20 protein-coding genes are annotated in these 25,133 nt (G+C 74.6%); 12 read left to right on the forward strand and 8 right to left on the reverse strand.

From position 1 onward, the window contains the following. The first annotated feature begins 1 nt into the window (after position 1). From nuoH to ACT17Q_RS03640, 9 genes are all read left to right on the forward strand, one after another. Positions 2 to 1,348, forward strand: a complete 1,347-nt coding sequence (nuoH, locus tag ACT17Q_RS03600; RefSeq protein WP_094180808.1) for an NADH-quinone oxidoreductase subunit NuoH — start codon at positions 2 to 4, stop codon at positions 1,346 to 1,348. Continuing rightward, positions 1,341 to 2,153 (forward strand): NADH-quinone oxidoreductase subunit NuoI, encoded by an 813-nt coding sequence (nuoI, locus tag ACT17Q_RS03605; RefSeq protein ID WP_141319876.1) that lies wholly within the window; start codon positions 1,341 to 1,343, stop codon positions 2,151 to 2,153. Before nuoH ends, nuoI begins: the two co-directional genes overlap by 8 nt. Next, positions 2,150 to 3,148 (forward strand): NADH-quinone oxidoreductase subunit J, encoded by a 999-nt coding sequence (locus tag ACT17Q_RS03610; protein WP_444664795.1) that lies wholly within the window; start codon positions 2,150 to 2,152, stop codon positions 3,146 to 3,148. The genes nuoI and ACT17Q_RS03610 overlap by 4 nt, the downstream gene beginning before the upstream one ends. Continuing rightward, on the forward strand, positions 3,145 to 3,444 hold the full coding sequence (gene nuoK, locus ACT17Q_RS03615) for an NADH-quinone oxidoreductase subunit NuoK (protein ID WP_094180805.1): 300 nt from the start codon (positions 3,145 to 3,147) through the stop codon (positions 3,442 to 3,444). Before ACT17Q_RS03610 ends, nuoK begins: the two co-directional genes overlap by 4 nt. A 10-nt stretch (positions 3,445 to 3,454) precedes the next feature. Continuing rightward, entirely contained in the window at positions 3,455 to 5,443 is a 1,989-nt protein-coding gene (nuoL, locus tag ACT17Q_RS03620) for an NADH-quinone oxidoreductase subunit L (RefSeq protein WP_444664798.1), read from the forward strand. Between the two features lie 8 nt (positions 5,444 to 5,451). Beyond that, positions 5,452 to 6,990 (forward strand): NADH-quinone oxidoreductase subunit M, encoded by a 1,539-nt coding sequence (locus ACT17Q_RS03625; RefSeq protein ID WP_444664800.1) that lies wholly within the window; start codon positions 5,452 to 5,454, stop codon positions 6,988 to 6,990. Then, positions 6,987 to 8,768: an NADH-quinone oxidoreductase subunit NuoN gene (gene nuoN / locus ACT17Q_RS03630; protein WP_444664802.1), complete on the forward strand. Its 1,782-nt coding sequence runs from the start codon at positions 6,987 to 6,989 to the stop codon at positions 8,766 to 8,768. Before ACT17Q_RS03625 ends, nuoN begins: the two co-directional genes overlap by 4 nt. Positions 8,769 to 8,865: 97 nt before the next feature. Next, a complete protein-coding gene (locus ACT17Q_RS03635) occupies positions 8,866 to 9,873 on the forward strand; it encodes a polyprenyl synthetase family protein (protein WP_444664804.1) in 1,008 nt (335 codons plus the stop codon). Positions 9,874 to 10,065: 192 nt separating this feature from the next. Next, complete coding sequence (locus ACT17Q_RS03640; RefSeq protein ID WP_444664806.1) at positions 10,066 to 11,835, forward strand: RDD family protein; 1,770 nt, start codon at positions 10,066 to 10,068, stop codon at positions 11,833 to 11,835. Between the two features lies 1 nt (position 11,836). On the opposite strand, the gene eccCa is transcribed toward ACT17Q_RS03640, so the two are convergent. Further along, entirely contained in the window at positions 11,837 to 15,808 is a 3,972-nt protein-coding gene (eccCa, locus tag ACT17Q_RS03645) for a type VII secretion protein EccCa (protein WP_444664808.1), read from the reverse strand. Between the two features lie 167 nt (positions 15,809 to 15,975). On the opposite strand from eccCa, the gene ACT17Q_RS03650 reads away from it, so the two are divergent. Both ACT17Q_RS03650 and ACT17Q_RS03655 read left to right on the forward strand, forming a co-directional pair. Then, a complete protein-coding gene (locus tag ACT17Q_RS03650) occupies positions 15,976 to 17,379 on the forward strand; it encodes a hypothetical protein (RefSeq protein ID WP_444664810.1) in 1,404 nt (467 codons plus the stop codon). Continuing rightward, a complete protein-coding gene (locus ACT17Q_RS03655; RefSeq protein ID WP_094180797.1) occupies positions 17,376 to 18,635 on the forward strand; it encodes an RDD family protein in 1,260 nt (419 codons plus the stop codon). Before ACT17Q_RS03650 ends, ACT17Q_RS03655 begins: the two co-directional genes overlap by 4 nt. Positions 18,636 to 18,689: 54 nt before the next feature. Here the strand turns inward: ACT17Q_RS03655 and ACT17Q_RS03660 are convergent, their stop codons facing one another. The 7 genes from ACT17Q_RS03660 to ACT17Q_RS03690 form a co-directional block, all read right to left on the reverse strand. Then, positions 18,690 to 20,060: a hypothetical protein gene (locus tag ACT17Q_RS03660; protein ID WP_444664812.1), complete on the reverse strand. Its 1,371-nt coding sequence runs from the start codon at positions 20,058 to 20,060 to the stop codon at positions 18,690 to 18,692. 2 nt (positions 20,061 to 20,062) lie between these two features. Next, positions 20,063 to 21,430, reverse strand: coding sequence for a S8 family peptidase (locus tag ACT17Q_RS03665; RefSeq protein ID WP_444664814.1), 1,368 nt, complete (start codon positions 21,428 to 21,430; stop codon positions 20,063 to 20,065). After that, on the reverse strand, positions 21,427 to 21,858 hold the full coding sequence (locus tag ACT17Q_RS03670) for a hypothetical protein (protein WP_444664816.1): 432 nt from the start codon (positions 21,856 to 21,858) through the stop codon (positions 21,427 to 21,429). The genes ACT17Q_RS03665 and ACT17Q_RS03670 overlap by 4 nt, the downstream gene beginning before the upstream one ends. A gap of 96 nt (positions 21,859 to 21,954) precedes the next feature. Continuing rightward, a complete protein-coding gene (locus ACT17Q_RS03675) occupies positions 21,955 to 22,239 on the reverse strand; it encodes a WXG100 family type VII secretion target (RefSeq protein ID WP_094182305.1) in 285 nt (94 codons plus the stop codon). A gap of 14 nt (positions 22,240 to 22,253) precedes the next feature. Next, positions 22,254 to 22,565, reverse strand: a complete 312-nt coding sequence (locus tag ACT17Q_RS03680; RefSeq protein ID WP_094180793.1) for a WXG100 family type VII secretion target — start codon at positions 22,563 to 22,565, stop codon at positions 22,254 to 22,256. Positions 22,566 to 22,864: 299 nt separating this feature from the next. Beyond that, on the reverse strand, positions 22,865 to 23,149 hold the full coding sequence (locus ACT17Q_RS03685) for a WXG100 family type VII secretion target (protein ID WP_094182305.1): 285 nt from the start codon (positions 23,147 to 23,149) through the stop codon (positions 22,865 to 22,867). A 14-nt stretch (positions 23,150 to 23,163) separates the two neighbouring features. Then, positions 23,164 to 23,475: a WXG100 family type VII secretion target gene (locus ACT17Q_RS03690; RefSeq protein WP_094180793.1), complete on the reverse strand. Its 312-nt coding sequence runs from the start codon at positions 23,473 to 23,475 to the stop codon at positions 23,164 to 23,166. Positions 23,476 to 23,776: 301 nt separating this feature from the next. Between ACT17Q_RS03690 and eccD the strand changes: the two genes are divergently transcribed. After that, entirely contained in the window at positions 23,777 to 25,126 is a 1,350-nt protein-coding gene (eccD, locus tag ACT17Q_RS03695) for a type VII secretion integral membrane protein EccD (RefSeq protein WP_444664819.1), read from the forward strand. Positions 25,127 to 25,133 lie beyond the last annotated feature (7 nt).

Raw genomic sequence — 25,133 nt, forward strand, 5'->3', positions numbered from 1 at the left:
CGTGCACACGATCCTGCTCGCCGAGCCGGTCGCGCCGGTCACGGCCGACTTCTCGAACGACACGTGGTGGATCTGGCTCATCAAGGCCGTCGCGATCCTCGTGTTCCTGCTCACGAGCGTGCTGTTCGCGATCTGGTTCGAGCGCAAGGTCGTCGCGCGCATGCAGGTGCGCCCCGGCCCCAACGTGCACGGCCCGTTCGGCCTGCTGCAGTCGCTCGCCGACGCCATGAAGCTCCTGTTCAAGGAGGACATGACGGTCAAGGCGGCGGACAAGGTCGTCTACATCGTCGCGCCGCTCATCGCGGTGTTCTGCTCGCTGCTGACGTTCGCGGTGATCCCGCTCGGCCCGACCGTGAGCATGTTCGGCGTCGAGACGCCGCTGCAGCTCACCGACTTCCCGGTCGCCGTGCTGTACATCCTCGCGTGCGCGTCGGTCGGCGTGTACGGCATCGTCCTCGGCGGCTGGTCGTCGAACTCGACGTACCCGCTGCTCGGTGGTGTGCGCTCCACCGCCCAGGTGATCTCCTACGAGCTCGCGATGGGCCTGTCGCTGGTCAGCGTGTTCGTGCTCGCCGGGTCGATGTCGACGTCGCAGATCGTGTCCTCGCAGACGCAGCTGTGGTGGTTCCTGCCGCTGCTGCCCGCGTTCGTGATCTACGTGATCTCGATGGTCGGCGAGACCAACCGTCTGCCGTTCGACCTCCCCGAGGCCGAGGGTGAGCTGGTCTCCGGCTACATGACCGAGTACTCGTCGATGAAGTTCGCGTGGTTCTTCCTCGCGGAGTACATCAACATGCTCAACGTCTCCGCGGTCGCGACGACGCTGTTCCTCGGCGGCTGGCGCGCGCCGTTCATCCCGGCCGACCACTTCCTGCAGCAGGGCTGGTGGCCCGTGCTGTGGTTCCTGGCGAAGCTGTGGGCGCTCATGTTCTTCTTCGTCTGGGTGCGCGGCTCGGTGCTGCGGTTCCGGTACGACCAGTTCATGAAGCTCGGCTGGAAGGTGCTCATCCCCGCCGCGCTCGCGTGGCTCGTCCTGGTCGCCGTCGTGCAGGGGCTGCGCCAGTTCCCCGAGTTCGCGGACCTCGAGCTGCGGACCATCCTGTTCGTCATCGCGGGCATCGTGGCGGTCGGCGTGGTGATCTCGCTGTTCGTCCCCGAGAAGAAGCGCCCGGAGCCGGCGACGCCGCCGCGCGTCCTCGACGCGTTCGCCGACGGCTACCCCGTCCCGCCCCTGCCCGGTCAGGTGCTCCCGCCGTCGCCGCGCCGGGCGCGCGTGCCCGCGGGTGCCCCGGGCGAGCCCGACGAGCCCGATGCGCAGACCGACACGAAGGAGGTGCACGGTGGCTGAGCCGCGCAAGAAGCCGCCCGCCCCGCGCCCGCAGCAGGCCGGTGCGCCCGCCGGGGGCAAGGCCGTCGCCCGCAAGCCCGCCTCGGAGGTGGGAGCGCCCGCGGCACCGCAGTACGAGTCGCTCATCCCGCAGTCGTCGGGCCTGCGCGCGCTGCTCGCCCCCGTCGGCGGGTTCGGCGTGACGCTGTCGAACATGTTCCGCAAGACCGTCACCGAGCAGTACCCGCGCGAGACGGTCCCGACGAAGCCGCGCTACCACGGCCGTCACCAGCTCAACCGCTACGCCGACGGCCTCGAGAAGTGCATCGGCTGCGAGCTGTGCGCGTGGGCGTGCCCCGCGGACGCGATCTACGTCGAGGCCGGGGACAACACCCCCGACGAGCAGTACTCGCCCGGGGAGCGCTACGGCCGCGTCTACCAGATCAACTACCTGCGCTGCATCTTCTGCGGGCTGTGCATCGAGGCGTGCCCCACGCGCGCGCTGACGATGACGAACGACTACGAGCTCGCGGGGCCGACGCGCGCCGGGATGATCTACGAGAAGCAGGACCTCCTCGCGCCGCTGCGTGACGGCATGCTCGCGGCGCCGCACCCCATGGCCGAGGGCACGACCGACACCGACTACTACCGCGGTGAGGTCACCGGGGCCACGCAGGAGCAGCAGGACTGGGTCCGCGAGCAGCGGCCCGACGACCCGACGCTGCCCGAGGGACCGGGGCTCACCCCGGCCGAGCAGGTCGGGCCGACCGCAGCGGCCATGGCCGCGAACGTCGCCGCCGCGCACCGCCAGGGCGGTGCCCGATGAGCGCAGCGCTCTCGGCGGCCGCGCTGGCCGCCGACCTCACCTCGAGCCTGCCCGCCGTCGGGGCGCTGCCCCGCGCGGTCGACTCGGCCGGGGACCCGTCCACCGCCGAGGCCGTCCTGTTCTGGGTGCTCGCGCCCGTCATGGTCCTCGCGTCGCTCGGGCTGCTCTTCGCGCGCAAGGCCGTGCACGCCGCACTGTCGGTCATCCTCGTGATGATCTGCCTCGCGTTCATGTACGTCACGCAGGGTGCGGTCTTCCTCGGCGTCGTCCAGGTGGTCGTCTACACCGGCGCGATCATGATGCTGTTCCTGTTCGTCCTCATGCTCGTCGGCGTGAGCACCGCGGACTCGCTCGTCGAGACCATCCGCGGGCAGCGCTGGATCGGCTGGGTGGCGGGGCTCGGGCTGCTGGTCGTGCTCGCGGGCGTGATCGGCACCGCCGCGTACCCCGAGCCCACCGGGCTGGGCAGCGCCAACGAGGCGTCCAACCCCGTGGGCATCGCGCACCTGATCTTCGGCAGGTACGTGTTCGCGATGGAGGTGGTCGGCGCACTGCTCGTGACCGCCGCGCTCGGCGCCCTCGTCTACACGCACCGCCGCCGGCTCACCCCGCGCCTCGGCCAGCGCGAGCGCGCCGAGGCGCGCGTGCGCGACGGGCAGCACCTCGCGCCGCTGCCCGCGCCGGGCGTGTACGCCAAGCACAACGCCATGGACGTGCCCGCGCTCGACCCGTACGGGCAGCCGATCGAGAGCTCGGTGCCGCGCGTGCTGCGCGTGCGCGGCCAGGAGGCCGACGCCGCGGAGTACGCCGCGCGGATCGACCGCGTGCTCGCGGGCAAGGCGGCGGTCGACCGCGGCACGAGCGCGTCCGACGAGCAGGGCACCACCCCGCCGCCGCACGCCGAGCCGCAGTCGGCGCCGATCGGCGAGCCGCGCATCGCGGACGCGGTCGCGGGCGTGGACGCCGGCGCACCGGACTCGGAGGAGGGCAAGTGACGCTCACCCACTACCTCGTGCTGTCGGGGATCCTGTTCTCGATCGGTGCGGCGGCCGTGCTGCTGCGCCGCAACGCGATCATCGCGTTCATGGGCGTCGAGCTCATGCTCAACGCCACCAACCTCTGCCTCGTGACGTTCTCGCGTATGCACGGCGAGCTCACGGGCCAGGTGCTCGCGTTCTTCGTGATGGTCGTGGCCGCCGCCGAGGTCGTCGTCGGGCTCGCGATCATCGTGGCGATCTTCCGTACCCGTCGGTCGGCCTCGATCGACGACGTCAACCTGCTGAAGAGCTGAGGGGACGGCTGTGCACTCTCTTGCCCTCGCGGCGACCCTGCCCGCGGTGTCCCCGGTGGTGAACCCGGCCGGGGCGACCGCCTCCGGCGGTGTCTGGTCGTTCGCCTGGCTGGTGGTCGCCCTGCCGCTCGCCTCCGCGGCCGTGCTGCTGCTCCTCGGCCGGCGTGCCGACCGGTGGGGGCACTGGCTCGGCGTGCTCGCCTCCACCGGCGCGTTCGTCGTCGGCCTGCTCGCGATGCTCGAGGTCCTCGGGCAGGACGCGTCCTCGCGGGTGTGGGACCTGCGGCTCGGGACGTGGATCGACGCGGGTGCGCTGCACCTCGACGCGGGGCTGCGGTTCGACCCGCTGTCGCTCACGTTCGTGCTGCTCGTGACGTTCGTCGGCACGCTCATCCACGTCTACTCCGTGGCGTACATGGAGCACGACACCGACCGTCGCCGGTTCTTCGCGTACCTGAACCTGTTCGTCGCCGCGATGCTCCTGCTCGTGCTCGCCGACTCGTTCGTGCTGCTGTTCGTCGGCTGGGAGGGCGTCGGTCTGGCCTCCTACCTGCTCATCGGGTTCTGGAACCACAACACGCCGTACGCGGTGGCCGCCAAGAAGGCGTTCGTCGCGAACCGTGTCGGTGACGTGGGCCTGCTCGTCGCGATGGGCCTGATGTTCGCGCACTTCGGCGCGCTCGACTTCGGGACCGTCCTCGCCGACCCGGCGGCGCACGCGAGCGAGGGGACGCTCACCGCGATCGGCCTCATGCTGCTGCTCGCGGCGTGCGGCAAGTCGGCGCAGTTCCCGCTGCAGTCCTGGCTGGGTGACGCGATGGCCGGCCCGACCCCCGTCTCGGCGCTCATCCACGCCGCGACGATGGTCACCGCGGGCGTGTACCTGATCGTGCGCTCGGGTGCGATCTTCGAGGCCGCGCCGAGCGCGCAGCTCGTCGTCGTGGTCGTCGGCGCGATCACGCTGCTGTTCGGGGCGATCGTCGGCTGCGCCAAGGACGACATCAAGAAGGCCCTCGCGGCGTCGACGATGTCGCAGATCGGCTACATGGTGCTCGCGGCCGGCCTCGGCCCCGTCGGCTACGCGTTCGCGATCTTCCACCTGGTGACGCACGGGTTCTTCAAGGCCGGGATGTTCCTCGGTGCCGGGTCCGTCATGCACGGCATGGACGACCAGGTGGACATGCGCCGCTTCGGCGGCCTGGCCCGCTACATGAAGGTCACCTGGATCACGTTCATGATGGGCTGGCTCGCGATCCTCGGGATCCCGCCGTTCTCCGGCTTCTTCTCCAAGGACAAGATCATCGAGGCCGCGTTCATCCCCACCGACGGCGCGCCGTGGCGCGCGTGGGTGTTCGGGACCGTGGCGCTCGTCGGCGCCGGCATCACGGCGTTCTACATGTCGCGCCTGTTCTTCATGACGTTCGAGGGCGAGCGCCGCTGGACCACCCGCAAGGACGGCTCCGAGCAGCACCCGCACGAGTCCCCGGCCCTCATGACGTGGCCGATGATCGTCCTCGCGGTCGGCTCGGTCGGCCTCGGCCTGTTCCTCGCGCTCGGCAACCGGTTCACCGGCTGGCTCGAGCCCGTCACGGGGCACGTCGAGCACGAGGAGCCCGTCCTGCCCGCCGGTGTGCTCATCGCCCTCACGCTCACCGTGGTCGTCGCCGGCCTCGTGCTGGCGTGGCGCCGGTACGCGACCGCGACCGTGCCCGTCGTCCCGCCGCTCGGCACCGCGCTCACGCGCGCCGCGCGCGTCGACCTCTACCAGGACGCCGTCAACGACGCCGTGCTGGTCGAGCCCGGGCAGCACCTGACGCGCTCGCTGGTCTACGCCGACCACGCGGTCGTCGACGGCGGGGTCAAGGGGGTCACGCACGCGACCGTCGGTCTGGGCGCGCTGCTGCGCCGCCTGCAGACCGGATACGTCCGCACGTACGCCGCGACGATGCTCGGAGGCCTCGTGGTCCTCCTCGTCGTCGTGCTGGCCGTCCAGAGCTGAGGAGAGCGATGTCGCCCGACTTCCCCTGGCTGACCACGCTGATCGCGTGGCCGGTCCTCGGTGCGCTGGTGCTGTGGTTCGCGCCGAGGGCGCTGCGCCCCCGGGCGCGCGTCGTGGCGCTCGGTGTCGCGCTCGTCGAGCTCGTCCTGCTCGGCCTCGCGCTCACCGCGTTCGACACTGCCGACGCCGGCACCGTCCAGCTCACCGAGACGCACCGGTGGATCCCCGCGATCGGCGCGTCGTACGCGGTCGGGGTCGACGGCGTGGGCCTCGCGCTCATCGCGATGTCCGTGCTGCTCGTCCCGCTCGTCGTCCTCGCGGCGTGGCGCGAGCAGGGTTCGCGCACCACCACGAGCGACGCGCTGCGCAACTACCTCGCGCTCGCGCTCGTGCTCGAGGCGTTCATCGTCGCGGTGTTCGCCGCACGTGACGTCTTCCTGTTCTACGTGCTGTTCGAGGCCATGCTCATCCCCGTGTACTTCATGATCGGCGGGTACGGGGGAGCCGAGCGCCGGTACGCGGCCGTGAAGTTCCTGCTCTACTCGCTCGCGGGCGGCCTGATCATGCTCGTCGGCGTCATCGCGCTGTACCTGCAGGGCCCGCGCGGCGAGGACGGCTTCCTCACCGAGAAGCTTACCGGGCTCGACCTGTCGACCGGCACCGAGCGGTGGCTGTTCGTCGCGTTCTTCATCGCGTTCGCGATCAAGGCGCCCATGTTCCCCGTGCACACGTGGCTGCCCGACGCCGCCGAGCAGGCGCCCGCCGGCACGTCGACCCTGCTGGTCGGCGTGCTCGACAAGGTCGGCACGTTCGGCATGCTCACGCTCTGCCTGCCGCTGTTCCCGCAGGCGTCGCGGTGGGCCGCGCCCGTCGTCATCGTGCTCGCCGTCGTGTCGATCCTCTACGGCGCGCTGCTCGCGATCGGCCAGAAGGACCTCATGCGGCTCATCGCGTACACGTCCGTGTCGCACTTCGGGTTCATCGTGCTCGGCATCTTCGCGTTCACGTCGACGTCGGTCGCGGGCTCGTCGTTCTACATGGTCAACCACGGGCTCTCGACCGGTGCGCTGTTCCTGATCGCCGGCTTCCTCGTCGCGCGCCGCGGCTCGCAGCAGATCGACGCCTTCGGCGGCCTGCAGAAGGTCGTGCCCGTCCTGGCGGGCCTGTTCCTCGTCGCCGGCCTGTCCGCCCTGTCGCTGCCGGGTCTGTCGACGTTCGTGTCCGAGTTCATGGTCATCGTCGGCACGTTCGCCCGGCACCCGGCCGCCGCGGTCGTCGCGACGCTCGGCGTCGTGCTCGCCGCGATCTACGTGCTGTGGACCTACCAGCGCATCTTCACCGGGCCGCCGCGCGAGGAGGTCGCGGGCTTCCGCGACGTCACCGCGACCGAGCGGTGGGCCGTCGCGCCGCTCGTCGCCGCGATGCTCGTGCTCGGCTTCGTCCCCGGCCCCGCGCTCGACCTCGTGCGTCCGCCCGCGTCCGTGACGCTCGACGTCGTCGGCCTGCAGGACGTCCCGGCCGCTGCTCTCGAAGGGAGCGACCAGTGAGCTTCACCGCACCGGAGATCGCCTGGGGCGCGCTCAGCCCCGTCGTGATCGTGCTCGTCGCGGGCATCGTCGGCGTGCTCGTCGAGGCGTTCGTGCCCGACCGCGCGCGGCGGGCCGCACAGCTCGTGCTCGCGTTCGGCGCGCCCGTCGGCGCGATCGTCGCGGTCGCGGCGCTGTGGGACGGCGTCTCGTCGTCCGGCGGGACGGACGTGCTCGACGGCTCGCTGCTCGTCGACGGCCCGACGCTCGTCATCCAGGGCGTCATCGCGGTCCTCACCCTGCTCGCGCTGCTCGTCGTCGCCGACCGCACGGCCACCGGCGAGGACGCGTTCGCGCCCACCGCGGCGTCGATCCCCGGCTCGGACTACGAGGAGCTCGCACGGCGCAAGGGGCTCACGCAGACAGAGGTCTACCCGCTGCTGCTCCTCGCGACCGGCGGCATGATGATCCTGCCCGCGACCGGCGACCTGCTCACGCTGTTCGTCGCGCTCGAGGTGCTCTCGCTGCCGCTGTACCTCCTGACCGGCATGGCGCGCCGCCGCCGCCTGCTCTCGCAGGAGGCCGCGCTCAAGTACTTCCTGCTCGGTGCGTTCGCGTCCGCGCTGCTGATCTTCGGCGTCGCGCTCGTCTACGGCTACTCGGGCACGCTGCGCTACTCGGAGATCGCCGCCGCCACGGGCACGCCCTCGGCGCTCGACCCGCTGCTGCTCGTCGGCGCCGTGCTGCTGCTCGTCGGCCTGCTGTTCAAGGTCGGCGCGGTGCCGTTCCACTCGTGGACGCCGGACGCCTACCAGGGCGCCCCGACCCCGATCACCGGCTTCATGGCCGCGTGCACCAAGGTCGCCGCGTTCGGTGCGCTGCTGCGCGTGTACTACACGATCTTCCCCGGCCTGCAGTGGGACCTCGACGTGTTCCTGTGGACCGTCGCGATCGCCACCATGGTCGTCGGCACGGTCGTGGCGCTGGTCCAGACTGACATCAAGCGCCTGCTCGCGTACTCGTCGATCGCCCACGCGGGGTTCATCCTCACGGGCGTCGTCGCGCTCGACGAGGCGGGCATCAGCGCGGTGCTGTTCTACCTGCTGGTGTACGGCGTCGCGACGGTCGGGGCGTTCGGCGTGGTGTGGCTCGTGCGTGAGCGCACCGTCCCGCAGGCGTCGACCGACGTGGCGGCCGACGAGCTCGCGGAGGCCGGGGACGAGGACCTGCGCACCAGCGTGCTCGGCGAGGCCACGCACCTGTCGCAGTGGGCCGGGCTCGGGCGCACGCACCCCGCGCTCGCGGGCGCGTTCGCGCTGTTCCTGCTGTCCTTCGCGGGCATCCCGCTCACCGCGGGGTTCATCGGGAAGTTCGCCGTGTTCTCCGCCGCGGTCGACGGCGGCGCCTGGCCGCTCGCGCTCGTCGGCGTGCTGAGCTCGGCCGCGGCCGCGTTCTTCTATGTGCGGATCATCGTGCTGATGTACTTCACGCCCGCGCCCGGCCGCGACGAGGCCGCCGTGGAGCCGTCCGACGAGGACGCCGCACCGGTCGTCGAGGGCCGCGCGTCCGACGAGAACGCCGCACCGGGCGAGGACGTCACGCTCGTCGGGGCCGACGGGTCGTCCGCCGTCGCGACGCTCGTGGCCGCGCCGACCGCGACGACCACGACGACGGTCGTGCCGTCCGAAGGGCTCGCCGCGGTCGCGATCGCGGTCGCCGCCGTCCTCACGGTGGTGCTCGGCGTGTTCCCGACGCCCGTGCTCGACCTCATCTCCGACGTCGCGCGGTTCCTGCCCTGACCAGGCCCGGTCCGGCTCCCGAGATCACCGTCCGGTTCGTCCGTTACGCCCGGTCGGGCGTGCCGGCGCACCCTCGTGGCCGGGATAGGTTCGTCTCGTGACTTCGACCGCGGCCATCCCGCTGGCCGACCAGGCCCTCGCCGACCGGCTCACCGCGCGCCTCGCCCTCGTCGAGGAGGCGCTGCGTGACGCGGTCGGCAACGCCGACGCCCTCGCGGACTCGGCCTCGCGCCACCTGGTCAACGCCGGCGGGAAGCGCCTGCGTCCGCTCCTGACCCTGCTCGTCGCCGAGCTGGGTGACGGGGCGCGCCGGGAGGTCATCGACGCGGCCGTCGTCGTCGAGCTCACGCACCTCGCGACGCTCTACCACGACGACGTCATGGACTCCGCACCGCTGCGCCGCGGTGCGCCGTCCGCGCACGAGGTCTGGGGCAACTCCGTCGCGATCCTCACGGGCGACCTCCTGTTCGCCCGGGCCTCCACGACCGTCGCAGGCCTCGGCCCCGAGGCGGTGCGCATCCAGGCGCGCACGTTCGAGCGGCTGTGCCTCGGCCAGCTCCACGAGACGGTCGGCCCGCGCGAGGGTGACGACCCGGTCGCGCACTACCTGCAGGTGCTCGCCGACAAGACCGCGTCGCTGCTCGCGACGTCCGCGCGGCTCGGCGCGATGTTCGCCGGCTGCACGCCCGAGGTCGTCTCCATCGTCATGGAGTTCGGCGAGCGCATCGGTGTCGCCTTCCAGCTCGCCGACGACGTCATCGACCTCACCTCCGACGGTGCGCTGACCGGCAAGACCCCCGGGACGGACCTGCGCGAGCGTGTCCCGACGATGCCCGTGCTCCTGCTGCGGGCCCGCTGCGCGGGTCCCGCCGCGACCGACGAGGACCGGGCGCTGCTCGCGCGCCTCGACGGGGACCTGTCCGACGACGCCGCGCTCGACGAGGCCGTCGCGCTGCTGCGGGCCCACGCCGTCGTCGACGAGACCCGGGACCAGGCGGTCGCGCTCGCGCACGACGCCGTGCGCGTGCTCGAGCCGCTGCCGGCCGGGCCGGTCAAGGACGCGCTCGTCTCCTTCGCCGACGCACTCGTCGACCGCGCCTCCTGACGACGGGCCGTCGCACCCCGCGCACCACCCGTGCGGGGGACACCTCGGGCCCCGCGCGTCTCGCGGTACGACCTGCACGGGCGGTGCTGTGCACGGACCGGGCGAACGCATCGGGCGCATCTGGCACGATGCTCGCGGCAGGCCGGGGAGCGCGCGAGCGGACCGGCCACCGCGACGAGGAGGGTGGCGAGCGTGAGCGGCAAGCTGTGCGGGACGTGCGGGGCTGAGCTCGAGGCGGGGGCGATGTTCTGCGCCGAGTGTGGCGCGCGCGTCCAGGCAGCGCCCGCGCCGTCGGCGCCCGGACCCGTACCCGCCCCCGTACCCGCTGCCGCGCCCGCTGCCGACGACCCCGTCCGGACGTCGCGCGACGTGCCCCCGAGCGCGCCCGCCGCGACCACCGCGCCGGCTCCTGCGCCGACGACGGCCGCGACCGCGTGGGGCTCGGAGCCGGTCACCGCCGCCTCGGTCGCCGCACCGCCGAGCGTCGGTGGGCGTCGCGACGCGCGTGCGGCCGGGACGTTCCCGGTCGTGCCGGGGAGCGTGGCGCCCGTCGGGCGCCGCGTCGCCGCGTACGCGATCGACCTCGCCGCGCTCTCGCTGCTCGCCGGGCTGGGCGTGGTGATCTCGCTGGCCGTCGCGGGCACCCCCGAGGCGGGAGCGCGCCCGAGCGCGGCGTCGTTCCTGCCGTCCCTGCTGGGCGGGCTCGGCGGGCTCGCGCTGTGGATCTCCGAGTCGGTCACCGGCGCAACCGTCGGCGGTGCGCTGCTCGGGATCCGGACGGTGTCGGCCGAGACCGGCCGTCCCGCGGGTCTGCTGCGCATCTTCGTCCGGCAGCTCGTCGTGGGACTCGGCTACGTCGCGTGCCTCGTCGGGGAGTGGCTCGTCGTGGCGTCGGGCGTGTTCGACAAGACGCCCGCGCAGCGGGGCTGGCACGACAAGGCCGCGGGCACGATCGTCCTGCTCGCGAACGCGACGGGCGTCGCTCGGTCCGAGGACCCCGCGCAGGCGTGGGACCGGGCCGTGGCGCGCGCGGTCGGGCCCGTGCCCCCGCCGCCGCCGTCGTCTGCGCCCGCGCCTGCCCCCGCGCCGGTCGCCCCCGCGCCGGTCGCCCCCGCACCCGTGACCCCCGCGCCCGTGACCGCCGCGCCCGTGACCGCTGCGCCCGTGACCGCTGCGCCCGTGACCGCGCCGCCCGTCACCGCGCCGCCCGTCGCGGCTGCGCCCCCGGCGGAGCCGGCGGCCGACGCCGCGGCGGCGGAGCCGGAGCCCGCCGCCACGATCGGTCTCGTGCCGCTCCCGCCGGGCGTCGGGACGGGCCGGCCCACCGAGCGCCCGCCGGCCGACGGCCTCATCACGGGCCCGCCCGCCCGCCCGCAGCCCGCGTCCGCCGAGCCGGCCCCGCCCGCGCCCACGTCGGGCTGGTCCGACACGCTCGCCGGTGAGGCGCGGCGCACGCCGGGCGACACCCCGCCGGCGGGCCATGACCGGGTCGAGCCCGCGGGCGCGCGCGTCGAGGACACGTCGACCGCCGCGCAGCCGATCGCGCGGGCGGCGGCGGACCACCCGCGCTGGACGGAGGAGCTCGACGACATCGAGCTCACGCGCCTGCGCACGCCCGTGACCGGTCAGCCGCCCGTGCCGCCCGGCCTGCGCCTGGTGTTCGACACGGGCGAGCGCGTCGACGTGCTGGGTGAGGGCGTCGTGGGACGCGCGCCCCAGGGCGACGTCGAGCACGTCGTGGCGATCGACGACCCGGCGCGGTCGCTGTCGAAGACGCACCTCGCGTTCGGCCCCGCCGAGCCCGGGACGCTGTGGGTCGTGGACCGCGGCTCGACCAACGGCACGCTCGTGGTGCGCCCCGACGGGACGGCGGCGACGCTGCCGGCGGGCACGCGCGCGAGCGTCGGCCCGGGCTGGTCGCTGCGTCTGGGCGAGCGCACGGTGCGCGTCGAGGCGCGCTGACTCAGGTCGTCGACGGCGTCCAGGCGAGCTGGACCACCTGCAGGCCCGCCTCGCGCGTGACGAGCTGCGCGCGTCCGGGCACCGACGGCACGGGCCGTGCGGCGCCGACGAGCGCACCCTCGTCGGGGCTGCCCGACATGACGATCCCGGGCGCCGCGAGGTCGCGCACGGCCTGCAGTACGGGGTCGTACAGCGAGCGTGACGCGCCACCGGTGCGTCGGGTGAGCACCAGGTGCAGCCCGACGTCGCCGGCCTGTGCGAGCAGCGGGACGAGCGACGTGAGCGGGTTCCCGGACGAGGTGGCGACGAGGTCGTAGTCGTCGACGAGGACGTACACCTCGGCACCGGTCCACCAGGAGCGGGCTCGCAGCTGGTCGGGTGTGACGTCGGGGCCCGGCAGCCGCCCGCGCAGGTACGCGGCGAGGTCCGTGAGCTCGGCGGTCGCCTGCTCGTGCGTGGTCAGGTAGCTCGTGAGGTACGTGTCGGGGATCTCGCCCAGCAGCGCGCGGCGGAAGTCCACCGCGATGATCTGTGCCTGCTGCGGCGTGTGCAGGCGCTGGACCTCGCTCGCGACGGCGCGCAGGAACGCGGACTTGCCGGCACCCGAGTCGCCGAACGCGTACAGGTGGTGCTCGTCGCGCACGTCGACGACGACGGGGGCGAGCGCTGCCTCGTCGATGCCGAGCAGGATGCCGGGCGCCTGAGGTGCGCGGGCGCGCAGCTCGTCGAGCGTGACCTGCTCGGGCAGCAGGCGCAGCTTGGGCGGGGGAGCGCCGCGCCACGACTGCGTGACGGTCTGCACGAGGTGCTGCACGCCGGCGCCGAGCGTGTCGGGCGACCCGTCGCCGTCGATGCGGGGCAGCGCGGTGAGCACGTGGTGCTTGGACGCGACGAGGCCGCGGCCGGGGCGCTCGCGCGGGACGGACGCGGCGACCTTGCGGTCGAGCTCGGAGTCCGTCGGGTCGCCGAGGCGCAGCTCGAGCCTCGTGCCGAACAGGTCCTTGATCTGGGTGCGGAAGTCCATCCAGCGGCTCGCGGACGCGAGCACGTGGATGCCGAACGTGAGCCCGCGCCCGGCGAGCGCCTGGAGGCGCGGCTCGAGCTCGTCGAACTCCTGGCGGATCGTGGACCAGCCGTCGACGACGACGAAGACGTCCCCGTACCCGTCGTCGACCTGGCCCGCGGCGCGTCGCTGGCGGTACGTCTCGACGGAGTCGACGCCGTGCGCCCGGAAGTACCGCTCGCGCGCGTCGACGATCCCCTCGACCTCGGCGACGATCCGCCGCACGACGTCGGGCTCGGCGCGCGTGGCGACGCCAGCGACGTGCGGGAGCCCGACGAGCGGCGTGAACGTGCCGCCGCCGAAGTCGAGCACGTACAGCTGCACTTCCAGCGGCGTGCGGGTGAGCGCGAGACCGGTCAGGACGGACCGCAGGACCGTGCTCTTGCCGGACCGCGGGCCGCCGACGACGGCGAGGTGCCCGCCCGCGCCCGCGAGCGACAGCGTGAGGTTCTCGCGCCGCTGCTCGAGCGGGCGGTCGACGATGCCGAGCGGGAACGTCAGCGCGCCGGCCTCGCGCCAGCCGCGCGAGACGAGCCCGAGCTGCGGGTCGACCGCGAGGTCCGGCATGAGCCGGTCGAACGTCTCGGGCACGACGAGCGGCGGGAGCCACACCTGGTGCGCGGCGGGGCCCTGGCCGCGCATGAGCGAGACCGCGATGTCGAACGTGGCGCGCTTCTCGTCGTCGTCGTCGAGGTCCGGCTCGTCGGGCTCGTCGCGACCCGCGGCGGCGGTCAGCACCGGCGCGGCGGTGAACGACTCGAGGCGCGCACGGCCCGTGGCGACGGGGCCCGTCCCGGCGGCCGTACGGCGCCGCGCCTTCGGCGGACCCGAGACGTAGGACGCGCGGAACTGGATCATCGTCGTCGGGTCGGGCTTGAGGTAGCCGACGCCGGGCACGGGCGGCAGCTCGTACGCGTCGGGCACGCCGAGGACGGCGCGCGACTCGGACGCGGAGAACGTGCGCAGGCCGATCCGGTACGACAGGTGGGACTCGAGGCCGCGCAGGCGACCCTCCTCGAGGCGCTGGCTGGACAGCAGCAGGTGCATCTGCAGCGAGCGGCCGAGGCGCCCGATCGCGACGAACAGGTCGACGAACTCGGGCTTGGCGGCGAGCAGCTCGGAGAACTCGTCGGCCACGATCAGCAGCGCGGGCAGCGGCTGCAGGTCCGGCCGGTCGGTACGACGCGCCTTCTCGTAGTCCGCGACGTTCGCGAAGTTGCCCGCGGCGCGCAGCAGCTCCTGACGGCGCACCATCTCGCCCTGCAGCGCGTCCTGCATGCGGTCGACGAGCGTGAGCTCCTCGCCGAGGTTCGTGATGATCGCCGAGACGTGCGGCATGTCCGCCATGCCGGCGAACGTCGCGCCGCCCTTGAAGTCGACGAGGACGAAGTTGAGGTCCTCGGAGGAGTGCGTGAGCGCGAGCGCGAGCACGAGCGTGCGCAGCACCTCCGACTTGCCGGAGCCGGTCGCGCCGATGATGAGCCCGTGCGGGCCCATGCCCTGCTGCGCGGACTCCTTGATGTCGAGCGCGACGGGCTGTCCCTGCGGGGTCAGGCCGATCGGGACGCGCAGCCGGTCACGCGCGAGCCGCGGGCGCCACGCGCGCGACAGGTCGAGGTCGCGCACGTCGCCCAGGCCGAGCAGGTCGACGAGCTCGGCGGAGACCTGGCCCTCGTCGCGCTGCGGCCCGGCGTCCACGTACAGGGGGAGCAGGCGGCGCGCCGTGGCCTCCGCCTCCGGCAGCGAGAGCCGGTCGCCCTTGAGCCGCGTGGGCTCCATCCCCAGGCGCAGCACCTCGACGGGCACGCCACCGTCGGGCAGCGCCGCGCCGAGCAGGAACCGCAGCGTGTTCGCGTCCTCGAGCTCCTCCCAGTGCTCGGGCAGCTCGAGCACCGTGACGCCGAGCACGCCGTCGGGCGTGACGATGCCGTTGCCCACGGGGACGTGACCGCCGTCGACGACGACGAGCAGGTGGGGCACGGGCGTCGAGCCGACCGGTGCGCGGCCGAACCGCGGCCGGTCCGCGAGCCCCTCGGGCAGCAGCCCCTCGATCTCGGCGAGCGTCGTGCCGATCATCCGGGCCGCTCCGACGGCGTCGCGCTCGCGCGTCGAGTGGGCGTGCGGCAGCCACTTCACCCAGTCCCACGCGGGCAGCGCGCGCTCGCCCGCGAGGACGGCGATCTGCAGCTGGTCGGGGGAGTGGAACGTCGCGAGCTGCGCGACGACGGCGCGGGCGAGCCCGCGGGCCTCGTCCTCGGCCCCGGCGACCTCGATGCGTGCCGCGCTGCGCACGTCGACCGACAGCGGGATGTCCTGCTGCACGCGGTGCGTGACCAGGAACCGGTGCGCGGCCGAGGCCGCCACGGGGTCGAGCTGCGCGAGCGGGGGCGTCTGCGGCGCCTCGAGCTGCAGCGCGAGCTGCTGCGCGCCCGTCCCGAGCCGCGCGCGCAGGAACTCCGGGTGGTCGGGTGTGCGCTCCCACGCCCGCGAGCGCTCCTCGGCGATCGCCGGCAGCGCGCCGGGCTCGGGTGCGAACCACTGCGCCGCGCGCCGCTGCGCCCGGGCCGCCTGGCGCACGGTGCGGCGCAGGTCCGCCAGGTACGCGAGGTACTCGCGCCGCGCACCGACGACCTGCGCCTGGTGCTGCGCGCGCTGGCGCCACCCGTTGACCGCGACGAAGCCCAGCGACGCGACCAGGAACATGCCGCCCGCGATCATGCCCTTGCCGCCCGGCTGCGACATCGAGATGAAGACGATCGAGCCCACCGAGCCGAGCATCGGCACGAGGTTCGAGAGCACGCCGCTGACGCCGTCGGACGGCTGGATCTCCGGCGGCGGCTGCATGACGACCTGACCCGTGGGGACGGGCGGTGGGCCGGCCTGGACGCCACGGTCGGCGGTGATCGACATCGCTCTCCTCGCTGCCCGGAGCGTGCGCCGGGGTCGAGCATGCACGGGACCACGCAACGGTACCCGCACCGGGGCGATCCGGACCCGTAGCATGTGGGCGGCCACCCGACCGCCGTCGCAGGTGGCGGGCCCGCACGCGCAGGACGGACACGGACGAGGAGGTGGTCGTGGCGGCACCCGGCTCGGCCACCGACGCCCGCCCGCAGTCGCACGTGCGGCTCGTCGTCGCCGTGGGCGCCGAGCAGCGCCATGTCGCGCTGCGCCGTGACGTCGTGCTCGGTGACGCGCTGCGCGCCGCGCTCGTCCCGATCGACGACCCCGCGACCCTCGTCCTCGACTCCGCCGGGCAGCGGCTCGACGTGCGCGCCGCGGTCGGCCGGCAGGTCGCCGACGGTGGCGCGCTGCACGTCGTGCGCCCCGCGCCCCGGCCGCGTCGCCACCGGCCGGTCGACCCGGAGCTGCTCGCCCGCCGCCCCCGCCCGCAGGCGGGTCTGCTCGCGCTCGCGGGCGCGATCGGTGCGGTCCTGCTGCTCACCGCGATGCTCGGCCCCGCCCCGGACCTGCCCGCGTCGGCCTCGACCGGCGTCGCCCTCGCGCTGGCGCTCGTCGCGCTGGCCGTCGCCGCGGCGGGGCGCACCGGACGGGGGACCGCGCCCGTGGCGTCCGTCGCCGCGACCCTCGCCGCACCCACGCTCGCCGCCGCCGCCGGGGCGTGGACCGTCCTGCCCGACGACGCACCCGCGCGACGGCTCGCCGTCGTGGTCGCGCTGGCGTGCGCGACCACCGCGGGCGGCGTCCGCACCGTCGTCACCCGGCGCCTGCGCGACGGCGAGGACGTCGCGGTCGTCGTGCTCGGCGGGCTGACCGTCGCCGCCGCTGCCCAGTCCGCGACCCTCCTGCTCGACCTGCCGGTGCAGGCCGGGGCCGCGCTGCTGGTCGGCCTCGCACCGCTCGTGCTGCGCATCGCGCCGCGCCTCGCGCTCGCGATCCCCGACGAGCAGCTCGTCGACGTCTCGCAGGTCGCGCGCACCGCCGAGTCCGTGCGTGCCCCGCGGCCGCGCGCGCTCGGCCGCGTGAGCCAGCGGCTCGTCGCCCGCACCGTCGAGGGGGCCGAGCGGCGCGTCATCACCGCGACCGCCCTCGCGTGCGTCGTCGCCGTCGCGCTGCTGCCCGGCGTCGTCGCGGCCGCGCAGCGTGCGGACGGTCTCGCGGCCGTGCAGCGCTGGGGTGCGTACACGCTCGTCGCGTGCGTCCTGCTCGCGTTCGTGCTCGTCCCGCGCAGCTCGCGCGACACGGCCGGGCGGTGGCTGCCCCGGCTCGCCGCCGGGGCGCTGCTCGTCGAGACCGCGCTCGCGGTGCCGCTCGCGTGGCGGATCCCCGTCGCCGTGGGCGCGCTCGCGCTCTGTGCGGTCGTGGCGGTGGTCGGGACCGCGCTCGCGCGCGGCTGGCGGTCCGTGGTCGCGTCGCGGCTGGCGGACATGATGGAGGGGCTCGCGGTGGCCGTGGCGCTGCCGGCGGCGGTCGTCGCGTCCGGGCTCGTCGAGGTGCTGCGGAGGACGGTGGGCTCATGAGCGAGCAGACCTGCGCGTCGTGCGGACGCGCGTTGCGGGAGGGCGCCCGGTTCTGCACGGGGTGCGGCGCGCCCGCGGCACCCATGATCGTCGTCGAGGCGCAGCCGCCGGTGACGCGGCGACGCTCGTCGGGCCGCGCGCGGGGGGCGGCGCGCACGTCACACCCGCCCGTGGCGACGCCGGCCGCGGCCGGTCCCCGCGTCGTCGGCGCCCCCGCCCTCGCGGACGGCCTCGGGGCCGCGTTCGACGGTGTCCGGACCGTCGGCGTCGGGGCGCGTCTCGGCGCGTTCGCGATCGACACGCTCGTGGTCCTCGGCGTCGCGGGCGCCGTGCTCGGCGCGACGCAGCGGCCCGTGCTCGCGGCTCTCGTCGCGCTCGAGCTCGCCGTCGGGCTCGTCGTCTGGGAGGCCCGGACCGGGCGGACCGTGGGGAACCTCGTGCTCGGCCTGCGCGCGGCGCGCGTCGAGACGCCGTACGCGCCCGGCCTCGGCCGTGCGGTGCGCCGGGCCCTCGTCGTCGGGGCCGGGCACCTCGTCGGCGGGGTCGGGCAGTGGGTCGTCGTCGGGTCCGTCGCGGGGGACCGCTCCGCGCTGCGGCAGGGCTGGCACGACCGCGCGGGCCGCGCGGTGGTCGTCGACGTCCGCGGGCCGCGCGCCGGCGGCGCGGGGGTCGGGGCACCCGCCACGCCCGGCCTCGTCACCGTCGGCTCGGCAGCGCCCGTCTCCCGCCCGGCACCCGGTGCGCCGACAGCCGTGCCGACCGGTGCGCGGTCCGGTGCGCCGGCTGGCGCGCCGGCCGGTGTGCCGCCGACCGCCTCGGCGCCCGGCCCGGTGCCCGCCGCCGGTCCGCGTGCGACCCACGCTGGCGCGCACCCCGTGGTGCCCCACCCGTCGGCACCCCCGACGGCGCCCGTGCGGCCGCGCACGTTCGTGCTGACGCTCGACACGGGCGAGGCGATGAGCGTGAGCGGCCCGGGCGTCATCGGCCGCGCGCCGCGCCCGCGGGACGGCGAGCGGTGCGACCACGTGGTCACGGTCGACGACCCGCAGCGGTCCCTGTCGCGCACGCACGCGCGGTTCGGCATCGACGCGCGGGGGTTCTGGGTCGCGGACGCAGGGTCCGGCAACGGCACCGTCGTCGTGCTGCCCTCCGGGCAGTCGGTGGTCGTCGCACCGGAGCGGCCGACCCCCGTCCCGAGCGGCTCCACGGTGCGCATCGGCGACCGGACCGTGCTGGTGGAGCAGCTCCCGGGCTGACCGACGACGACGGCCCCCGCACCGGTGGTGCAGGGGCCGTCCGTCAGCGGTTCGTCACCAGGTCTCGTCGTCCGCGGGGGCGTCGACGGTCACGTTCGGTGCGTCCTCGCGCGAGCCGCGCGCGAGTCCCGCGGCGCGCGCGGTCGTCGTCGGCTCGTCCTCGTCGAGCTCGGGTGCCAGGTAGCCCAGCGAGCCCGCGCGACGCTTGCGCTTCGAGCTCCCGGCGGCTCCGCCGCCACCCGCTGCGCCGACCATGCCGCCCGCCGACCCGCCGCGACCGCCCGCGCCTGCGGCGCCGAGCGCGCCGCGGCCCGCGGCGCCCGCTCCGGCAGGGCCACCGCCCAGGACGGCCGCTCCGCCGGCTCCGCCCGGCGCACCGCCGAGCGCACCACCCAGGGCACCGGGGAGTGCGCCACCGCCGAGCCGCGCCGCACCCATCGCGCCGAGCGCGGTCCCGCCGACCACGGCGCCACCGGCGAGGGCACCGCCGGCCAGACCGCCGGAGCCCGGACCGCCGATCGACCCGCCGCCCGCTCCAGGGCCGGTGGTCGAGCCGTCGCCGCCGGCGAACCCGCCACCGAGGACGGGCGACCCGACGCCAGGCCGGGAGGGCGTCCCGGTGCCGGGCAGGTCGTCGCCGTGCGTGTCGCCGGGGTCGCCGATGACGGGGCCGGGCGTGACCGGGCCGGGGTCGACAGGGGGCGGGGGCTGCCGGGGCGGCCACTCCGTCTGAGGCGGCTCGTACGGGGGCTCGTACGGCGGCACGGGCGGCAGGACCGGGGGCTGCTCGCCGGGGTCGCCGGGCACGGGCCCGACGACCCCGAACCGCGGCGGGCGCTCGGGGGCCGGGCCGGGGCTCGACGACGGCGGGTCGTACGGCGTCCGTGGCGTCCTCGGGCCCCCGGGGTCCGTGGGCCCGGGGCTCGTCGGGTCCTCGCGGTCCTGGTCCGCGAGGCCCCGGACCTGGTCCGTGAGGTCGTGGAGGCGTGAGTTCACCGTTGCCAGAGCGGCCTCTGCCTCGCGCTCGCGCTCCAGGGCGCGGGCGTTCTCGATGTACGGGATGCCGGTCGAGGCACCGTTCGCCTCGAGCTCGCGGCGCTCGGCGTAGGTGAGCCGCCCGAGCGGCAGGGCCCAGTACTCGCGCTGTGCGGTCTCGACCGTGCTCGCCGCCTCTTTGACGACGGTCGCGATCGCCGCCAACGCGTCGACCTTCGCGAGCATCGACCTGGCGGTCTCGGCGATGCTCGCCTGCGCGGCGTCCCCGGACATGCCGTCGAGCCCGAGGTCGCTCGCCAGACGGCGCAGCTCGGTGCTGATCTCCTGCAGCGGCTCACCGAGCGCCTCGAGCCTCTCGGCGTCGGCGATCGCCGCGTCCGGGTTCGCGTCGAGCGCCCTCTGGAGCTCGGCGGAAGACTTCTCGGCCATCGTCACTTGCCCCCTTCAGTTGGGTCCGAGCCGTACGCCTGAGTGGCACCTCCGGTGCCCGGCCGGCTGACGTCGGTCGCGGTCGCGCCACGCCGGCGGAAGACGAGCACCGCGACAGCGGCGACGCCCACGGCCAGGAGTCCGCCACCGGCCGCGAGGAGCGCGGGTGCGGTCGAACCCGCGTCGTGGGCGACTGGCGTGGCGGGTGCAGGTGTCGCGGTCGCGTCTGCGGTGGGCGACGGCAGCGGGGTGGTTGCGCCCGCGCTGGGTGTCTCACGCCGCGGGGAGTCACGCAGCGTCGGGTCGTCCAGGAGCGAGAGGTCCTGCACCTGTTCATAGGTGGGGATGCTGTCGGGGTCGTGGTCGAGCAGAGGGTTCTCGTCCGGGTAGGTGGTCGGGTCGTGCTCGAGCATGTGCCGGACGTTGACGACGCCGTACCCGGTGAGCGGGTCGTGGTAGAGCTCGTGGTCCTCGCCGTCGGTGTTGCGGATGAGGGTCTGGATGATCTGGTTGCCGGTCGCCTCGGGGTAAGCGGACCAGACCAGTGCGAGCGCCCCCGCGGTGAACGCGGTCGCGGCCGACGAGCCGTTCCTCAGGCGGTACGAGCTCAGGTCGTCGTCAAGGTGGCGGATCGCCTCGCCGGGTGCGACGACGTCCGCGCCGGGCCGCGACCCGGGACGCACCTGCACGTCCGGCCCGAGCGACTCGACCGTGACGACCCCGTTGAACGAGCCCGGGTAGGGCTGGTCGGGGTTGTCCGACAGCGCCACGACGACGACGACGCCTTCGTGCAGCGCCCGCGTGACGGCCCAGTAGTCCATCAAGACAGTGCTGCTCAGCGAGATCGAGATGATGTCCGCACCGTCGGCAACGGCCTGGTCGATCGCCTCGCCGAACACGAAGCGTCCAGCCTCGACGGAGGGTGAGTGGCACACCTGTTCGCCGTCCGGCCCGACAAGTGTCGAGTAGAACCAGACGTCCGCGTCGGGGGCGACCCCGAGGATCCCGGGGTGCCCGTTCTGGCCGCTCCCGGTGCCGACCAGGAGCGCGGTCATGTTGGTCCCGTGCGCTGCGCTGACCGTGCGCTGCGCGGCGGGCAGCGGATCACCGAGCGACTTCTCGGCGCAGAACGACGGTTCGTGCACGCGGACGGACGCGCCCGCGAGGTCACCGGCTTCGGGCCAGATCGCCGTGTCGACCACGGCGATCTGCACGCCCTTGCCGGTGGTGCGCTCATGCAGCTTGGACATGCCTGTGGCCGTGTAGTACCACATGCCGTCGTCGTCATCGAGGGCCGCGGCGGGGGCTGCGGCGACGATGGCCAGGAGCAGGCCCGACGCGACCGCGGCGTAGGTGCGCGCGGCCCTCATCGCAGGTCGTCGCCCGACCTCACGGGGCCCTGCGGGCCCAGCGGGTCGGTGCCGGGCGCGACCGGCCCGGGGTAGCCGGGCGGGAAGTACGGGGTCGTCGACGGCTTCGGGTCGAACCGCTCCAGCTGACCCTGGACGTCCTCGTCGGTGCGCGACTGCGCGCTCGCGCTGAGGCGGAGGTTGTCGCGGATCAGCTCGACGCGCTCGCGCAGGGTCGCGAACGTGGCCTCGAGTCGTGCGATCTCCGTGCGGTACCCCTCGGCGAACGTCTGGGCTGACGGCATCGTCGACCACGTGGAGGAGTCTTGGCTCGAGCGCACGTCACTCGCCTGGGTGATCACGACGTCGATGCGGTCGAACAGTCGTAGCAGGGTGCTGACCTGCTGCTCGAGCAGCTCGATGTCGACGCCGACGTCGTTCTTCGACACGGATCCCCCCAGGGTGCTCAGGTGATGCGGTGCGTGCGTCGGGCGGGTGCCGGTGTCCCGGTCACCCGCCCGACGCAGGTCAGGTCCGACGCAGGGTCACCAGCGGGCGGCGTTGGCCCGCTCGGTGGCCTGGTAGTCGTCGTTCGACGTGGCCACGGCGCGGCCGATCTCGGCCAGCAGCGCCTTCATGTCCGTGATCGCGGCGGTCCACTTGGCACGCGCGGCCTCGTACGAGCCGGCGGCCTCGCCGGACCAGTTCGCCCGCAGCGGCTGCAGCGAGGAGTCCATGTCGTTCAGACGGGACTCGATGTGCGAGGCGCCGGACTGGATGTCGGCGGCGGCGGTGGACAGGCCACCGAAGTTCACCTTCAGGTCGCTCATGATGATCCCCTCGTTCAGCCCAGGCGCCCGGACAGGCGCGAGAACGTCGACTGCTGCGTCTCGTCCGACGCGGAGTACGTGGACTGCGACGTGAGCAGGTTCTGCTCGAACTCGTCGAGTGCGGCGACGATCTTCGACGCGTCGTCGCGCCAGCGGACCATCAGCTGGTTGAACGCGACCGCGCCCTGGCCCTGCCAGTGCGACCCGATCCCGGACAGCTTGCCCTCGAGCGCGGACAGCTCCGAGCGCAGCTCGCTGCGCGTACGCGCGACCACGTCCGCGCCCTGCTTGATCGCACCATCTGCTGCGGAGACCTCAGCGGCCATGACACCTCCCCCATGCCCGACCCCTGAGGGCCGACGCCGGCACGCGACCCGGACGAGCCACGTCGGTTCCGGACGAATGGTCGCGAAACCGGCCCCACCTTATCCGTAGGCGCCGGACCCTGCGGATCGGTCAGCCACCTGGTGGGCACTGTTCGCCCGATCGGTTGACCCGGCCGGCTGGTCCGACCGGCTGGTCCGACCGGCTGGTCCGCCCGGTGCGCGCCGCGCCACGGTGCGTGCGTCGGGCGGGTGCCGGTGTCCCGGTCACCCGCCCGACGCTGGTCAGGTCCGACGCAGGGTCACCAGCGGGCGGCGTTGGCCCGCTCGGTGGCCTGGTAGTCGTCGTTCGACGTGGCCACGGCGCGGCCGATCTCGGCCAGCAGCGCCTTCATGTCCGTGATCGCGGCGGTCCACTTGGCACGCGCGGCCTCGTACGAGCCGGCGGCCTCGCCGGACCAGTTCGCCCGCAGCGGCTGCAGCGAGGAGTCCATGTCGTTCAGACGGGACTCGATGTGCGAGGCGCCGGACTGGATGTCGGCGGCGGCGGTGGACAGGCCACCGAAGTTCACCTTCAGGTCGCTCATGATGATCCCCTCGTTCAGCCCAGGCGCCCGGACAGGCGCGAGAACGTCGACTGCTGCGTCTCGTCCGACGCGGAGTACGTGGACTGCGACGTGAGCAGGTTCTGCTCGAACTCGTCGAGTGCGGCGACGATCTTCGACGCGTCGTCGCGCCAGCGGACCATCAGCTGGTTGAACGCGACCGCGCCCTGGCCCTGCCAGTGCGACCCGATCCCGGACAGCTTGCCCTCGAGCGCGGACAGCTCCGAGCGCAGCTCGCTGCGCGTACGCGCGACCACGTCCGCGCCCTGCTTGATCGCACCATCTGCTGCGGAGACCTCAGCGGCCATGACACCTCCCCCATGCCCGACCCCTGAGGGCCGACGCCGGCACGCGACCCGGACGAGCCACGTGAGTCCGCGAGCTCCTCGCGAACCGGTGGCAACGTAACCGAACCGGGCACCGTCGCGCCGAGGACGGGTGACGCCCTGTGGACAACCGGCGCCCGGGCGTCACCCGACCGCACCGCGCGGGCCACGTCCGGACGCGCGTCCGGAGCCGAGGCAGGAGCCGCAGGTCACGAGCGCACCTCGGGGACGCTCGCGCGTGGCTATGCTGACCGGCGACCTGCCGACGACCACGAGGACGCCGATGACCGATCCGAGCACCCCGACGGCCCCCGTCGGCACCTTGCTGCGGATCTCGGTGACGGCGGGCGACCGCCGCATCGACCTCGGGGCACCGGGGAACGTGGCCGTCGTGGAGATCGTGCCGGGCCTCGCGCGCGCCCTCGGGGTCCTGGACGCCGCGTCGGTCTACGGCGGGTACCGCCTGGTGACGGCCGAGGGCGCGACGATCGACCCGGCGCGCAGCCTCATCGCGTCCGGCGTCGAGGACGGCGCCGTCCTGGCGCTCGAGTCCGGCGCCGAGCAGCCCGAGCCCCGGGTGTACGACGACGTCGTCGAGGCCGTCGCGGACGCGGTCGAGGCGCGGTTCCGCCCGTGGACGCCGCACGACAGCGCGCTGGGCGCGGCCTGGGGCGCGTCCGCGATCGTCGCCGCGACCTCGCTGCTGCTGCTCACCGCCGACCGGTCGTCGCAGCTCGCGCCCGTGGTCGCGGCGCTCGCCGCGCTGCTCGCGGTCGCCGCGGGCACCGTGGTCGCGCGCACGGGCCGCGACGCGTCCGCGGGGCGCGTCCTGGTGCTCGCGGCCGGTCTGCCCGCCGCGGTCGCGGGGCTCACCGCCGGGACCGGCTCGCCGACGTGGGGGTGGCCGGTCGCGCTGGCCGGTGCGGGCCTCGTCGTCGCCGGTCTGCTCGCGGTCGCGGCGCTGCCCGCGGGCCGGGAGACCGCGATCGCGCCCATCGGGCTGGGCCTCGCGCTCGGCGTCGTGGGCGCCACGGTCGAGCTCACCGGTGCGGCCGCCGCGGACGTGCTCGCGGTGGTGGTCGCGGTCGTGCTCACCGCGAGCATCGGCGTGCCGTGGCTCGCGCTGGCGAGCACCCCGTTGCGCGTCGTCTCGCCGCGCAGCGACGCGGAGATCCTGCTCGACCCCGCGCCCGTCGACCCGGACGCCGTCCGCCGCCAGCTGGACGCCGGGTACCGCATCCAGCTCGCGCTGCGCGTCGCGGTCGGCGTGCTCGCGCTCGTCGCGACCCCGACGCTCGTGCCCTCCGGCCTGCTCGGCACCACGCTGCTCGTCGTGGGCTGGGTCGGCCTGCTGCTGTCGACGCGGCAGTCGTACGCGCGGGCCGACGTGCTCGTCGTCGTGTGCCTCGGGATCACGGGGCTCGCGCTGACGCTCGTCGTCGCGGCGCTCGTGCACCCCGGCTGGCGCACGGCGCTCGTCTGCGCGGCGGCAGCGGCCGTCGCGGCGCTCGTGGCGCTCGGGCTCGTGGCCCCGCGTCGGCGGGTCGCGCTCGCGCGCGTCGGCGACACGGTCGAGATGACCTGCCTGGCCGTCCTGCTGCCGCTCGGCGTCGCCGCCGCGGGCATGGTCTGACCCGGGA

This window comes from Cellulomonas sp. CW35 (assembly GCF_052378485.1).
Classification (GTDB): domain Bacteria; phylum Actinomycetota; class Actinomycetes; order Actinomycetales; family Cellulomonadaceae; genus Cellulomonas; species Cellulomonas uda.

Coding starts and splice junctions, on each gene's coding strand:
- ACT17Q_RS03610 (WP_444664795.1), top strand. CDS start 2,150: ATGAGCGCAGCGCTCTCGGCGGCCGCGCTGGCCGCCGACCTCACCTCG.
- ACT17Q_RS03625 (WP_444664800.1), top strand. CDS start 5,452: ATGTCGCCCGACTTCCCCTGGCTGACCACGCTGATCGCGTGGCCGGTC.
- eccCa (WP_444664808.1), bottom strand. CDS start 15,808: ATGTCGATCACCGCCGACCGTGGCGTCCAGGCCGGCCCACCGCCCGTC.
- ACT17Q_RS03655 (WP_094180797.1), top strand. CDS start 17,376: ATGAGCGAGCAGACCTGCGCGTCGTGCGGACGCGCGTTGCGGGAGGGC.
- ACT17Q_RS03660 (WP_444664812.1), bottom strand. CDS start 20,060: ATGGCCGAGAAGTCTTCCGCCGAGCTCCAGAGGGCGCTCGACGCGAAC.
- ACT17Q_RS03665 (WP_444664814.1), bottom strand. CDS start 21,430: ATGAGGGCCGCGCGCACCTACGCCGCGGTCGCGTCGGGCCTGCTCCTG.
- ACT17Q_RS03675 (WP_094182305.1), bottom strand. CDS start 22,239: ATGAGCGACCTGAAGGTGAACTTCGGTGGCCTGTCCACCGCCGCCGCC.
- ACT17Q_RS03680 (WP_094180793.1), bottom strand. CDS start 22,565: ATGGCCGCTGAGGTCTCCGCAGCAGATGGTGCGATCAAGCAGGGCGCG.
- ACT17Q_RS03685 (WP_094182305.1), bottom strand. CDS start 23,149: ATGAGCGACCTGAAGGTGAACTTCGGTGGCCTGTCCACCGCCGCCGCC.
- ACT17Q_RS03690 (WP_094180793.1), bottom strand. CDS start 23,475: ATGGCCGCTGAGGTCTCCGCAGCAGATGGTGCGATCAAGCAGGGCGCG.
- eccD (WP_444664819.1), top strand. CDS start 23,777: ATGACCGATCCGAGCACCCCGACGGCCCCCGTCGGCACCTTGCTGCGG.